This window comes from Micromonospora sp. WMMD961 (assembly GCF_029626145.1).
Taxonomy (GTDB): Bacteria; Actinomycetota; Actinomycetes; order Mycobacteriales; family Micromonosporaceae; genus Micromonospora.
This window is the reverse complement of record NZ_JARUBJ010000002.1, coordinates 6,879,108-6,892,249: the sequence shown is the minus strand read 5'-3', so window position 1 is coordinate 6,892,249 and position 13,142 is coordinate 6,879,108. Positions and strand designations below refer to the sequence as shown.

Below are 13,142 nucleotides of genomic sequence, written 5' to 3'. Positions count from 1 at the left end.
GCAAGTGTTACAGGTTGCCGCGGGCTTCCTGCTCGCGCTCGATCGCCTGGAACAGCGCCTTGAAGTTGCCCTTGCCGAAGCCGAGCGAGCCGTGCCGCTCGATCAGCTCGAAGAAGACCGTGGGGCGGTCCTGCACCGGCTTGGTGAAGATCTGGAGCAGGTAGCCGTCCTCGTCCCGGTCGACCAGGATCTTGCGGGCCTTCAGCTCCTCGATCGGCACCCGGACGTTGCCGATGCGCTCGCGCAGCTCCGGGTCGTCGTAGTACGAGTCCGGGGTGTCCAGGAACTCCAGACCGGCGGCGCGCATCGCGTCGACGCTGGCCAGGATGTCGTTGGTGGCGACGGCGATGTGCTGCGCTCCCGGGCCCTGGTAGAACTCCAGGTACTCGTCGATCTGCGACTTCTTGCGGGCGATAGCCGGCTCGTTGAGCGGGAACTTCACCTTGCGGGTGCCGTTCGCCACGACCTTGCTCATCAGCGCCGAGTAGTCGGTGGCGATGTCGTCGCCGACGAACTCCGCCATGTTGGAGAAGCCCATCACCCGCTTGTAGAACTCGACCCACTCGTCCATCCGGCCCAGCTCCACGTTGCCGACCACGTGGTCGACGGCCTGGAAGAAGCGCTTCGGCTGGATGCCGGCGGCGATCATCGGCTGGCGGTCCACGATCGGGCCACGGGCCACGAAGCCGGGCAGGAACGGGCCGCTGTAACGGGACCTGTCGACCAGGGTGTGCCGGGTGTCGCCGTACGCGGCGATGGCGGCCATCCGGACCGTGCCGTGCTCGTCGGTCACCTCGTGCGGCTCGACCACGCTGGTGGCGCCCTGCGCGATGGCGTGGGCGTACGCGGCGTCCACGTCCGGGACCTCCAGCGCGATGTCGCTGATCCCGTCGCTGTGCCGGGCCACGTGGTCGGCGCCCTCGGCGTCCGGGCGCACCGCGCCGGTCAGCACGAAGCGAGCCGAACCGCTGGTCAGCACGTACTGGGCGTGGTCCCGGTAGCCCTGCTCGGGGCCACGGTACGCCACGCAGGTCATGCCGAACGCGGTCGAGTAGTAGTGCGCGGCCTGCTTGGCGTTGCCGACCAGGAAGTGCACGTGGTCGAGACCCCGGACCGGGAACGGGTCACGGCTGATGTCGTGGTCGACGGCGCCGACGAGCCGGTCGACGTCGACGTCCTCGGTCGACTGGGGTCGGTCGATCGCCTGGGTCATGGTGGGCTCCCTCGCGTACCGGCCGGCCTCGTGGGCCGCCCTTGTCGGTTCTTGTGGCGAGGATCGCTGGCCCGGCACCGGGTGGGCAACTGTCAACGGAAGTGCTGGTCAGGTTGCGCATTCGGTATGGTCTCCACCCATGAATGGTGAGCAGAATGTACAGCTCGACGGGCTCGACGTGCGCTTGATCGAACTGCTCACCGAGGAGCCGCGGATCGGGGTGCTGGAGTGTTCCCGGCGGCTCGGGGTAGCCCGGGGCACCGTGCAGGCCCGGCTGGACAAGCTGGTGGAGCGGCGGGTCATCGAGGGCTTCGGCCCCGAGATCGCACCGGCCGCGATCGGGTTCGGGGTGACCAGCTTCGTCACCCTCGAAATCAGCCAGCGGCACGGCCACGACCCGGTCACCGCTCACCTCGCCGCGATCCCCGAGGTGCTGGAGGCGCACACCATCACCGGCTCCAGCGACCTGCTCTGCCGGATCGTGGCCCGCTCCAACACCGACCTGCAACGGGTCATCGACCAGATCGTGTCGTCCGCCGGCATCACCCGCGCGTCGACGATCATCGCGTTGGCCGAGCAGATCCCCTATCGCACGCTGCCGCTGGTGCGCAGCGCCGTTCGGACCGAAGGAAGGGCCCCTTCCTAACGCTTCCGGTATAGGAAGGGGCCCTTCCTTCCGGGCCAGAAAGCGCGGCGACACGGCGGCGCGGGCGTACGGAAGATCCGCGAACGTGGCTACGGTGTGCGGGTGGCGAAGGGGAGCGTGCGCGGTGGGCTGCTGCTCGGCCTCGCCGTGGTCGTCGCCCTCGCCGCGACCGGCGTGTGGAACCCCTTCCCGGGCCTGTGGGAGTGGGTGGACCGCAGCGAACCCATCTCCGAGCCCGACGTGGTGTGGCAGCAACGCGTGGGCGGCACTCCGCGCAGCGTGACCATCGCCGGCGACGCCGTCGTGGTCGAGCAGCGCACCCGGGTCGAGGCCCGAAGCCTGGCCACCGGCGCCCAGCTCTGGGAACGCAAGGCGGACTGGTCGGCGGTGGCCGGCGGTGACCGGGACCCGGTCGTCGCCGTCGGCAAGCTCCTGGTCAAGGGGTACGAGCTGCTCGACCCGGCCACCGGCGCGACCCGGCGACGCGACGACGACGCGGTGGCCGTGTGGACGTACCGCAACCTGCTCCTCGACGCGCGGTGCACGGACGCCACCGACTGCACGCTGAGCGCGTGGGATCCGCGCGGCACCGCACCCCTGTGGACGGCCTTCCTGCCCGGGGTGCACAGCGGCCTGCTCGCCGACAACCCGGGCCTGCGCGGCACCCGCCGGCTGACCGCCACCCGGATCGACGACGGGGTGGCCGGGGCGGAGGCCGCGCCGCCGCTGATCGGTTTCCCGGTGGACGGACGGGTGCACGTGGTCGACACCGCCACCGGCCGGGTGTTGCAGAACGTCGAGCCCGGCCGGGACGAGCGGCTGTCGGTGGTGGGCGGACGGATGCTGCGGATCGCGGCCCGTTCCCAGGACGGCGCCTGCTACTTCGCCATCTCCGCCCGCGACCCCGCGACCGGGCAGGAGGCCTGGCAGCGGGCCGGGGTCAACCTGCGTACCGCCGACTCCGCCGGCTGCGTACAGCGGGAGGACCCGCAGGGCGCGCGGAACGTGCTGATCGGTGTGGGCCCGGACGGTCGCGAGGCGGTCATCGACGGGTACGACGGGCGGCTGCTCTGGGTCGGCGAGCCGGGCACCAAGTTGATCGCGGTGGACGACCGTCAGGCGGTGTTCCGGGCTGCCGACAAGCGCTCGGTGGTCGCTCGTGAGCTGGGCACCGACAAGGTCCTCTGGACCCGCCCGGCCAGTGGCAAGGCCGGTGCCGCGCTCACCCCGTACGCGGCGGTGGTGGCCGATGAGAAGCCGTCCCGGCTGGTCGCGGTGGACCCGCGCAGCGGTCGGGAGTTGGCTGTCCTGCGTACCTCGGCGAACGCCCTCGCGGTCGGGTCGCAGGGCATGATCATCGGTGAGGGCCGGGAGATCGGGTACGTCCGGTTCGGCGCGACCGGCGGCTCGCCCGCCCGCCCACCCGGCGACGGTGGGAATCCCAGACCGGGTGGTACTGGCCCCGGTGGGCAGAACAACGGCGACTGCGGGCCGAAGGGGGAGCTCTGCCCCGAGCCGGACGGCGGTAAGGACGGCTGAGCAGGCGCCTCGCCGGCTGATCGAGCCGGCGGCGCAGCGTGTCAATCCCCGGTGGATGAGAGCGGCGTCCCAGGACGCGCCCGGCGGGTGGGAGTGATCGACCGGTCTGCCCTAGGCTTGCCGCTCATGAGCAGTGCCGCCGCATTCTCGTACGCCCCTCTGCTGCCGACCGGCCCGGACCAGACGGACTACCGCCTGGTCACCGACGAGGGTGTGGACGTCGTACACGGGCCGGGAGGCCGCCGGTTCCTGACCGTGGAGCCGGCCGCGCTCACCGCGCTGACCGCCGAGGCGATGCACGACATCGCGCACTTCCTGCGCCCCGCGCATCTGGCGCAGCTCCGGGCGATCATCGACGACCCGGCCGCCTCTCCGAACGACCGGTTCGTCGCGTTGGACCTGCTGCGCAACGCCAACATCGCCGCCGGCGGTGTGTTGCCGATGTGCCAGGACACCGGCACCGCGATCGTGATGGGCAAGCGTGGTCGGCACGTACTGACCGACGGTGCCGATGCCGAGGCCATCTCCCGGGGCGTCTACCAGGCGTACACCAAACTCAACCTGCGCTACTCGCAGCTCGCCCCGCTGACCATGTGGGACGAGCGGAACACCGGCAGCAACCTGCCGGCGCAGGTGGAGCTGTACGCCGAGGACCCGGACGGGCACCCGGACGCGTACAAGTTCCTGTTCATGGCCAAGGGCGGCGGCTCGGCCAACAAGTCGTACCTCTACCAGGAGACCAAGGCGCTGCTCAACCCGACGCGGATGATGCAGTTCCTGGAGGAGAAGCTGCGGCTGATCGGCACCGCCGCCTGCCCGCCGTACCACCTGGCCATCGTCATCGGCGGCACCTCCGCCGAGTACGCCCTGAAGACCGCGAAGTACGCCTCCGCGAAGTACCTGGACGCCCTCCCGACGCAGGGCTCGATGAGCGCGCACGGCTTCCGTGACCTCGAGCTGGAGGCGGAGGTGCTGGAGCTGACCCGCAACTTCGGCATCGGCGCGCAGTTCGGCGGCCGGTACTTCTGCCACGACGTGCGGGTGGTCCGGTTGCCCCGGCACGGCGCGTCCTGCCCGGTGGCGATCGCCGTCTCCTGTTCGGCGGACCGGCAGGCGGTCGCCAAGATCACCCCGTCGGGCGTGTGGCTGGAGCGGCTCGAAACCGACCCGGCGCGTTTCCTGCCCGACGTCACCGACGACTCGCTCGACGCCGAGTTGGTCGTACGGGTCGACCTGAACCGACCGATGGACGAGATCCGCGCCGAGCTGTCCAAGTACCCGGTGAAGACCCGGCTGTCGCTGTCCGGCCCGCTCGTGGTGGCCCGGGACATCGCGCACGCCAAGATCGCCGAGCGGTTGGACGCCGGCGAGCCGATGCCGCAGTACCTGCGCGACCACGCGGTCTACTACGCCGGCCCGGCAAAGACCCCCGAGGGGTACGCTTCCGGCTCCTTCGGCCCGACCACCGCCGGCCGGATGGACGCCTACGTGGAGAAGTTCCAGGCCGCTGGTGGCTCCCAGGTGATGCTGGCCAAGGGCAACCGCTCCGGTCAGGTGACCCGCTCCTGCCAGCAGCACGGCGGTTTCTACCTCGGCTCGATCGGCGGCCCCGCCGCCCGCCTCGCCCAAGACTGCATCAAGCACGTCGAGGTCCTCGAATACGCGGAGCTGGGCATGGAGGCGGTCTGGAAGATCGAGGTGGAGGACTTCCCCGCCTTCATCGTGGTCGACGACAAGGGCAACGACTTCTTCGCCGAGGTCACCAAACCGGTGCTCACCGTCGGCCGCCGCTGACCGACGCGTACGCGAAGGGGTGCCGGGCGAACTCGCTCGGCACCCCTTCTGTCGTCCGTGCTCTGCCGACATCGGTACGCCCGCCCCACCGGGGTGGGACGGGCGCACCGCCCCCGTCGGATGTCGTCACCGACAACCGCAGCGAGTCTTGTGCGCACCGCTGTCGATCCGCTCTCAGATCACTATCGTCTGGCTGCGGCGATCTGTGACCGCCGGACTACGCTGCTGGAAGTTGCGGCAGGAGTGCGGGGGAGCAGATGCGGTTCGGGATCCTGGGGCCCCTGCGGGTCGGCGGTGGCGAGTCCACTGTCACCGCGGGACGCGACCGGATCGTGCTCGCCATGCTGCTGTTGCGGGCCGGCCGGCTCGTACCGGTCGACGAACTCGTCGACGCGGTGTGGGAGGAGCGGCCACCGGCCACCGCCCGGGCCCAGTTGCAGACCTGCGTGTCGCGGTTGCGTCGCCGGTTCGCCGAGCTAGGGCTGGTGCCGGAGACCATCGTCACCGACCCGGTCGGGTACGGCATCCGCATCGCACCCACCGACCTGGACGCTCAGGTCTTCACGGGTGGCGTGGAGGCGGCCCGTACCGCCAACGCGGCCGGTCGCCTGCTCGACGCGCGTACCGAATACCGTGCCGCTCTGGCCCTGTGGCGAGGGCCGGCCCTCGGCGGCATCCCGAGCGGCAGCGTCCGCCGTCGCGCACAGACGCTGGACGAGCAGCGCCTCACCGCGCTGGAGGAGTGCGTCGACGTCGAGTTGCGCCTCGGGCAGGCCACGGAGCTGATCGACGAGCTCGCCGAGTGCGTCGATCAGCACCCCCTGCGGGAGCGACTGCGCGGTCAGTTGATGCTCGCGCTCTCCTCGGTCGGTCGGCAGGCTGACGCGCTCGCGGCCTACCGACAGGGCCGGCGGCTCTACGCCGACGAGCTGGGCATCGAGCCGGGCGCCGAACTGCAGGAGCTGCACCAGCGGGTGCTCGCTGGTGACCTGGCACTGACCGGCCGGGAGACCCGGGCGGTCACGCCGGTCCGCTCACTGCCCAGGGCGATCGGCGACTTCACCGGCCGGCAACAAACCCTGGCCCGCCTGGTCAAGGAGGTGGAGGCCGGCGCGCGGATCCAGCTGATCGACGGCATGGCCGGCAGTGGGAAGACGACCCTGGCGGTACGCATCGCCACGGCCCTCGCCAGCGACTACCCGGACGCCCAGCTCTACATCGACCTGCACGGGCACAGCGAGCGCACCCCGTTGACACCGGCGGCGGCGGTGGCCACGCTGCTGCGGCAGCTCGGTGTGCCCGCCGAGCGGGTGCCGGCGACCCAGGACGACCGGTTGGCGCTCTGGCGCAGTGAGCTGGCGGGCCGGCGGGCCTTGCTGCTGTTGGACAACGCGGCGACCGCCGACCAGGTGATCCCGCTGCTGCCCAACGGCTCGCAGTGCCTGGTCCTGATCACGAGCCGTCGTCGGCTCGTCGGCGTGGACGAGGGACGGCCGTCGTCGTTGCCCGTGCTGGACACCGACGAGGCCGTCGAGCTGCTCGGGCACGTGGTCGGTGTGGATCGGGTTGCGGCCGAGCCGGAGGCCGCCGCCGAGGTGGTCCGCCGCTGTGGCCACCTGCCTCTCGCGATTCGGCTGGCCGGTGCCCGGTTGGCGCACCGGCCCCGTTGGCGCATCGCCGACCTGGCCGAGCGCCTGGTCTCCCGCCGCGATCCGTTGGCCGAGTTCGAAGTGGGCGACCGGTCCGTCGGTCGGGCCTTCGCCCTCTCGTACGCCCAGGTGTCGCCGGCGGCGCAGCGCGCGTTCCGGCTGCTGGGCCTACACCCGGGGGTACGGTTCGACAACGCGGTCGCCGCCGTCCTCGCCGAGCTGCCCCTGCCGGACGCGCAGGACCTGCTGGACGAGTTGGTCGACGCCCACCTGGTGGAGGAGGCGGAGCCGGGTCGGTACCGGTTGCACGACCTGGTCCGCGAGTACGCGCGAACCCTGGTGGCCGAGCCGGAGCGGGCAGTCGAGCGGCGGGACGGCATCGAGCGTCTCCTCGACCACCACATGCACGTAGCCACGGTGATCGCGCGCACGAGGGAGCTCACCTCGGCGCATTCGCTGATCGTGGTGACGGCGCCGATCCGCGCCGACCTGGTCACGGTCGCCGCCGAGCAGGGGCGCGCCTGGCTGGACGAGAACCTTGCCCTGTGGGTCGCCCTGGTCCGGCTGGCGGAGACCGAGGGGTTCCTCCGCTACTGCTGGCAGTTGGCGAGGGCCTGCTGGCACGCCCAGTTCGAGGACGGTCGCCTCGACGAGTTGGTCGAGACGCACTCGGCCGGTCTGCGCGCCGCCGAGGAGCTGGGCGACGACCGCGCGGTGGCGACGATGCTCAACTATCTCGCCTCGGCGTACTACCGGCTGGGGAACTTTCCGGAGTCGATCCGGTTGATGGAGAGGGCGCTCGACATCTTCCGCCGGCTCGGTCTGCGCCGCGAGTACCGCAACACTCTGGGCAATCTGGGTACCTCGTATGCCGTCAGCTTCCAGTTCCGCCGGGCCCAGGAGTGCTACGAAGCCGCTCGGGCGCTGGCGACGCGGATGCGCGACATGGGCGCGCTGGCGAACGAACTCAACAACCTGACGATGACCCTGCTGCTGTGGGGCCGACCCGACGACGCGCTGCGCACCGCCCGGCGGCACCTGGGGATCGCCCGCGAGGTCGGCGACCTGCGCCGCCTCGGCAACGCACTCGGGCACCTCGGGATGATCCGGCACCGGATGGGCGACGTGGGGCCGGCCAGCCGGCTGCTGAGGGTGGCGCTGCACGTCAAGCGACAGGTCGGTGCCCGCTTCGGTGAGGGCGAGGTGCTCAACGAGATCGGGATGATGGAACGGGAGGCCGGTCGCCCGGAACGCGCAGCCGACCTGCACCGGGCGGCGCTCGTCGCGATGACCGAGGTGGGGGACCGCGCTGCCCAGTGCGGCTCGCGCAACCTGCTGGCCCGCGCGATCCTGGACCAGGGGGACACGACCAGCGCGCTCGACCTGTACCGCCGGGTCCTGGCCGACACCACCAGGCTGGGTGTTCGCTATGAGCGGGCCCGGGCGTTGGAGGGCATCGCCCGCTGCCTGGCTCCCACCGATCCGGCTGTGGCGCGTGAGCACGCGACCCGGGCGCTGTCCCTGTACCGGGAGGTCGAGTCGCCGGACCAGCACGACGTGGAACGGCTGCTGGCCGAGTTGGGCTGACGGATCATCTGCGGTTCGGCGACCGGCGCGGCAGGATGGTACGCGTGACGACTCCAGACGCGACCGGTTACCGCATCGAACGCGACTCGATGGGCGAGGTGGAGGTGCCCGCCGAGGCGCTGTGGCGGGCGCAGACCCAGCGCGCGGTGCAGAACTTCCCGATCTCCGGCCGTGGGATCGAGCCGGCCCAGATCAAGGCGCTCGCGCAGATCAAGGGCGCGGCGGCCGAGGTCAACGGCGACCTTGGTGTGATCGACGCGAACGTGGCCGCTGCGATCGCCGCCGCCGCCGCGCACGTCGCCGACGGTGGCTACGACGACCAGTTCCCGGTGGACGTGTTCCAGACCGGCTCGGGAACGTCGTCGAACATGAACACCAACGAGGTGATCGCCACCCTGGCCAGCCGCGAGCTGGGCTCGCCGGTGCACCCGAACGACCACGTCAACGCCTCCCAGTCCAGCAACGACGTCTTCCCGTCCTCGATCCACCTGGCCGCCACCCAGTTCATCGTGGAGGACCTGCTGCCGTCGCTGAACCACCTCGCCGCCGCACTGGAGGCCAAGGCGGCGGAGTTCGAGACGGTGGTGAAGGCCGGTCGCACGCACCTGATGGACGCCACGCCGGTCACCCTGGGCCAGGAGTTCGGTGGGTACGCCGCCCAGGTCCGCTACGGCGTCGAACGGTTGGAGGGCTCGTTGCCGCGACTGGCCGAGCTGCCGCTCGGCGGCACCGCCGTCGGCACCGGGATCAACACCCCGCTCGGGTTCGCCGCAGCGGTGATCGACAAACTGCGCGAGTCGACGGGGTTGCCGCTGTCCGAGGCGCGCAACCACTTCGAGGCGCAGGGTGCCCGGGACGCTCTGGTGGAGACCTCGGGGCAGCTACGCACCCTGGCGATCGGCCTTTACAAGATCGCCAATGACATCCGCTGGATGGGTTCCGGCCCCCGCGCCGGCCTGCGTGAGCTGCGCATCCCCGACCTTCAGCCGGGATCGTCGATCATGCCCGGCAAGGTCAACCCGGTCGTCGCGGAGGCGATGCGGCAGGTCTGCGCCCAGGTCATCGGCAACGACGCGACAGTGAGCTTCGCCGGCTCGCAGGGCGACTTCGAGCTGAACGTGATGCTCCCCGTGATGGGTCGCAACCTGCTGGAGTCGATCCGCTTGCTGTCCGCGGTGAGCCGGCTGTTCGCCGACCGGCTGGTGGTCGGCCTGGTCGCGGACGCCGAGGTCTGCCTGGCGTACGCCGAGGGCTCACCGTCGATCGTCACCCCGCTCAACCGCTACCTGGGGTACGACGAGGCCGCGTCGATCGCCAAGGAGGCGCTGGCCAAGCAGACCTCGATCCGCGAGGTGGTGATCTCCCGGGGGCACGTCGACTCGGGCAAGCTCACCGAGACCCAGTTGGACGAGACGCTGGACCTGCTCCGGATGACCCACCCCTGACCTGCTCGGCGAGGTCACCGCGTGGTGCCGCCCAGCCGAGGAAACGGGCGTAGAGCGCGGCGGGGTCCGGCCCGTCGTGCGGGTTGAGCCGGTACAGGTCGGCAGCCGCGTCGTGCAGCACCGTGCACAGGTAGACGCTCAACGCGATCCGGTCGTGGGCGTACTCCTGACAGAGGGTGAGCCGGGCGACCGGGCAGGGCCACGGGGCGGCACAGACCCGGCAGAGCCAGAGCGGGCGCAGTGGCAGGTGCGGTCGGCGGGCCGTCGTCGCCCGGTCGTCCAGGGTGGTCGGGGACATGGTGTTGTCGTCCTTTCGAGCTGACTCGTCTGTGACATCACCCCCGCGAGCGTCGCCTGGCGCGGGTCGCGGCGCGTGGGGTTGCGGCGTGTGGTCGCGGCGTGGGGTTGCGGCGTGTGGGCGCGGCGTGGGGTTGCGGCGTGTGGGCGCGGCGCGTGGGTCTCGGCGCGTGGGGTTGCGGCGTGGGGTTGCGGCGCGTGGGTCGCGGCGCGTGGGGTTGCGGCGTGTGGGTTGCGGCGTGTGGGTTGCGGCGTGTGGGTTGCGGCGCGTGGGGTGGCGTTACATGGGCCGCCTCGCAGGCAGTGCCTCGCCGCGCTCTGCCGTGCGTCGTCGGTCGGGCCGTACAAGATCGTGCTCGATCCTTGATGTAGTGGCCTGTTCCCGTCAGGACCCCACTACTTCCAGGATCGAGCGCGATCTTCGGGCGTCGGTCTGCTTCGTCCGGGAGTGGGACCGCCCGGCACGGGGGAGCGGGCGGTCCCGTGCGATGCCGCAGGACCCGGGGGGCGGGGAGCGGCGCCGCGCTTCACAGTCTGGTGATCAGACGACTACGGTCGGAAGGGTTCGGCCGACCTGTCGTGGTTGCCCTGTTCTCGGGCTGCGCGGGTTCTGTTGGTCGGCTGGATTTCATCGTCGGCGGGGTGGAGGGCGGCTGGCATGGCCGATGGGCAGATGACGGCGGCGGCGTTCCTGATCGCGGAGCTGCGTCGGGCGCGGGTCCGGCGAGGGTGGAGTCAGGACGAGTTGGCGAAGGCGGTCAACTACTCGGCGTCGATGGTCAGCGCCGTCGAGTTGGGTCAACAGCCGCCCACCGGGAAGTACCTGGAACTCGTCGACCGTGCCCTGGACACCGGCGGCCTCTTCGGCCGAATGTCGACCGAGTTGGTGAGCCTGGACCGGGCCCAGCCCTGGCTACGGGGCTGGCAGGCGATCCTTGAGCAGGCGCGCACGGTCCGGTGGTATGAGCACCGCTACGTGCCCGGGCTCTTTCAGACCGAGGCCTACGCGCGGGCGGTCTTCGAGGCGGGTGGCCTGCTCGATGCCGAGGAAGTCGACCGGCGGCTGGCCGACCGGATGGACCGCCAGCAGGTGCTCTACAGCGAACGGTCGCCGCACATCGTGGCGGTGCTGGATGAGGCGGTGTTGCGCCGACGGGTGGGCGGCCGGAAGGTGATGCGCGATCAGGCAATGCACCTGGCGGGCATCGCCACTAGCCACCCTCGGGTCCGGCTGCACGTGGTGCCGCGATCCGCCGAGGAGTACCCGGGGCTCGGCGGGCAGTTCTCGCTGGCCACCCTGCCCGACGGCACGGAGCTGGCCTACCTGGAGTGCCAGGTTCGTGGCCAGGAACTGGACCAGCCAGGGGATCTGCTGCGGTTGCAACGGGTCTGGGAGGCCACCCTGGGCGAAGCCCTGCCCCCGCAGGCGTCCGTCGAGTTGCTGAGCGAGGTGGCCGAGTCGTGGAGTTGATCGGCGCTGACTGGCGCAAGAGCAGCCGCAGCAACCAGGACAACATGTGCGTCGAGGTGGCTACGAATCTCGGGGGCGTGGTCGGGGTGCGAGACAGCAAGGACCCGGACGGGCCCGTGCTCGTTGTCGACGCGTACTCCTGGCGGCTCTTCGTGGTCGCGCCCCCGCGCTGACCCGACTGCCTCGCGCGCGGCGGCGGTCGGGGTTACCGCGCGCAACTTCGCCGATGTTGCTGCTTCGGCGGCGCCGGAGGCAGCAGATTCGCCGATGTTGCGCGGATCTTGCGGGTGGGCCCGGGTAAACGGGTCGACGGTGGGGTGGCGCGGCGGAATGATCCGGTCGTGGATGGCGGTGACCTGGTGGTTCCTGCGGGGACCGCGCGGCTGCGGTTTCGGCGGTTGACCATGGGCGACGTGGACGCGCTGGTCGAGCTGGACAGCGACCCCGAGGTGATGCGGTTCCTCAGCGGTGGGGTGGCCACTGCGCTGGCGACGGTCCGGGACGAGCAGTTGCCGAGGTTGCTGGCCCAGTACGAGCGGCATCCCGGGTTGGGGCGCTGGGCGGCGCTCGATCGGGAGTCCGGCGAGTTCCTGGGGTGGTTCGCGCTCGACCCGTCGGCGGACGGCACCGAGGCCGAGTTGGGCTACCGGCTGCGCCGCTCGACGTGGGGGCGCGGGCTGGCGACCGAGGGGTCGCGGGCGCTGGTCCGGTACGCCTTCGACACCGTCGGGGTGCGGCGGGTCTGGGCCGAGACGATGGCGGTCAACGAACGGTCCCGGCGGGTGATGGCGAAGGCCGGGCTGCGCCACGTGCGCACGTTCCACCTGCAGTGGGACGACCCGATTCCAGGCACCGAGCACGGCGAGGTGGAGTACGAGGTGGTTCAGGAGCGGCCGGCGGCGCGGCGGGCACGGTAGGCGGTCACGGCGGCGCGGTTGCCGCAACCGGCCTCGCAGAACCGCCGCGACCGGTTGCGGGACAGGTCGACGACGACGTTGTCGCAGTCCGGATACTCGCAGATGCGCAACCTGCTCAGTTCCCGCGAACGGACCAGGTCCGCCATGGCCATCGCCGCCTCCACCGCGATCCGGGTCGCCAGCGGAGCGTCGCGGGGAACGGCGTGCAGGTGGTACGGCTCGTCGTCGTGCTCGATGAGCTGGGGTAACGCCTTGTGCTCCAGCAGCAGGCCGTTGACCAGCGCGACGATCTCGGGCGGCTCGGCGTGCCAGATGCGGCGCAGTTGGGGGCGCAACTCCTTCACGGCGCGCAGCTCGGCGTCGGTGTGCTCGTGCCGTCCGCTGTAGGAGTGGCGGACGAAGAACGCGTCCAGCGCGGCGACGTCGGGCAGCAGTTCGCCGTCCCGGCCCGCGGTGTTGACCAGCGCGGCGGTGGCGATCAACGAACATTCGGTGTCATGAGCGAATAGCATCTTGACTCCTGTCATGGCGGACGCCTAGCGTCATCAGCACAAGAATAGTTTGGTCATGACACGGTGCCGACC

At 71.0% G+C, this 13,142-nt stretch carries 11 protein-coding genes; 8 read left to right on the top strand and 3 right to left on the bottom strand.

Annotated features, from left to right (window positions below; translation table 11 throughout):
* Positions 1-7: 7 nt before the first annotated feature.
* Complete coding sequence (gene hppD, locus O7614_RS31595) at positions 8-1,213, bottom strand: 4-hydroxyphenylpyruvate dioxygenase (RefSeq protein WP_278142003.1); 1,206 nt, start codon at positions 1,211-1,213, stop codon at positions 8-10.
* Positions 1,214-1,352: 139 nt separating this feature from the next.
* Between hppD and O7614_RS31590 the strand changes: the two genes are divergently transcribed.
* The 5 genes from O7614_RS31590 to O7614_RS31570 all read left to right on the top strand — a co-directional run bounded on the left by O7614_RS31590 (position 1,353) and on the right by O7614_RS31570 (position 9,873).
* Positions 1,353-1,859, top strand: coding sequence for an Lrp/AsnC family transcriptional regulator (locus tag O7614_RS31590; RefSeq protein WP_278142002.1), 507 nt, complete (start codon positions 1,353-1,355; stop codon positions 1,857-1,859).
* Between the two features lie 129 nt (positions 1,860-1,988).
* On the top strand, positions 1,989-3,398 hold the full coding sequence (locus O7614_RS31585) for a PQQ-binding-like beta-propeller repeat protein (protein ID WP_278142446.1): 1,410 nt from the start codon (positions 1,989-1,991) through the stop codon (positions 3,396-3,398).
* Positions 3,399-3,524: 126 nt separating this feature from the next.
* Entirely contained in the window at positions 3,525-5,192 is a 1,668-nt protein-coding gene (locus O7614_RS31580; RefSeq protein ID WP_278142001.1) for a fumarate hydratase, read from the top strand.
* A gap of 257 nt (positions 5,193-5,449) precedes the next feature.
* Entirely contained in the window at positions 5,450-8,428 is a 2,979-nt protein-coding gene (locus O7614_RS31575; protein WP_278142000.1) for a BTAD domain-containing putative transcriptional regulator, read from the top strand.
* 35 nt (positions 8,429-8,463) lie between these two features.
* Positions 8,464-9,873, top strand: coding sequence for a class II fumarate hydratase (locus O7614_RS31570; protein WP_278141999.1), 1,410 nt, complete (start codon positions 8,464-8,466; stop codon positions 9,871-9,873).
* Here the strand turns inward: O7614_RS31570 and O7614_RS31565 are convergent.
* Positions 9,818-10,171: a hypothetical protein gene (locus O7614_RS31565; protein ID WP_278141998.1), complete on the bottom strand. Its 354-nt coding sequence runs from the start codon at positions 10,169-10,171 to the stop codon at positions 9,818-9,820. The genes O7614_RS31570 and O7614_RS31565 overlap by 56 nt on opposite strands.
* 657 nt (positions 10,172-10,828) lie before the next feature.
* On the opposite strand from O7614_RS31565, the gene O7614_RS31560 reads away from it, so the two are divergent.
* The 3 genes from O7614_RS31560 (at position 10,829) to O7614_RS31550 (ending at position 12,558) form a co-directional block, all read left to right on the top strand.
* Positions 10,829-11,641, top strand: coding sequence for a helix-turn-helix transcriptional regulator (locus O7614_RS31560; RefSeq protein WP_278141997.1), 813 nt, complete (start codon positions 10,829-10,831; stop codon positions 11,639-11,641).
* Positions 11,632-11,814, top strand: a complete 183-nt coding sequence (locus O7614_RS31555; RefSeq protein WP_278141996.1) for a DUF397 domain-containing protein — start codon at positions 11,632-11,634, stop codon at positions 11,812-11,814. Before O7614_RS31560 ends, O7614_RS31555 begins: the two co-directional genes overlap by 10 nt.
* Before the next feature lie 168 nt (positions 11,815-11,982).
* Complete coding sequence (locus O7614_RS31550; protein ID WP_278141995.1) at positions 11,983-12,558, top strand: GNAT family N-acetyltransferase; 576 nt, start codon at positions 11,983-11,985, stop codon at positions 12,556-12,558.
* Here the strand turns inward: O7614_RS31550 and O7614_RS31545 are convergent.
* Positions 12,525-13,070, bottom strand: coding sequence for a CGNR zinc finger domain-containing protein (locus O7614_RS31545; protein ID WP_269682087.1), 546 nt, complete (start codon positions 13,068-13,070; stop codon positions 12,525-12,527). The two genes, O7614_RS31550 and O7614_RS31545, sit on opposite strands and share 34 nt — an antisense overlap.
* Between the last annotated feature and the right edge of the window lie 72 nt (positions 13,071-13,142).

What these genes read in the sequence shown, in the direction of transcription:
- hppD (WP_278142003.1), bottom strand. Translation starts at nt 1,213, where the DNA reads ATGACCCAGGCGATCGACCGACCCCAGTCGACCGAGGACGTCGACGTC.
- O7614_RS31590 (WP_278142002.1), top strand. Translation starts at nt 1,353, where the DNA reads ATGAATGGTGAGCAGAATGTACAGCTCGACGGGCTCGACGTGCGCTTG.
- O7614_RS31580 (WP_278142001.1), top strand. Translation starts at nt 3,525, where the DNA reads ATGAGCAGTGCCGCCGCATTCTCGTACGCCCCTCTGCTGCCGACCGGC.
- O7614_RS31575 (WP_278142000.1), top strand. Translation starts at nt 5,450, where the DNA reads ATGCGGTTCGGGATCCTGGGGCCCCTGCGGGTCGGCGGTGGCGAGTCC.
- O7614_RS31570 (WP_278141999.1), top strand. Translation starts at nt 8,464, where the DNA reads ATGGTACGCGTGACGACTCCAGACGCGACCGGTTACCGCATCGAACGC.
- O7614_RS31565 (WP_278141998.1), bottom strand. Translation starts at nt 10,171, where the DNA reads ATGTCCCCGACCACCCTGGACGACCGGGCGACGACGGCCCGCCGACCG.
- O7614_RS31560 (WP_278141997.1), top strand. Translation starts at nt 10,829, where the DNA reads ATGGCCGATGGGCAGATGACGGCGGCGGCGTTCCTGATCGCGGAGCTG.
- O7614_RS31545 (WP_269682087.1), bottom strand. Translation starts at nt 13,070, where the DNA reads ATGCTATTCGCTCATGACACCGAATGTTCGTTGATCGCCACCGCCGCG.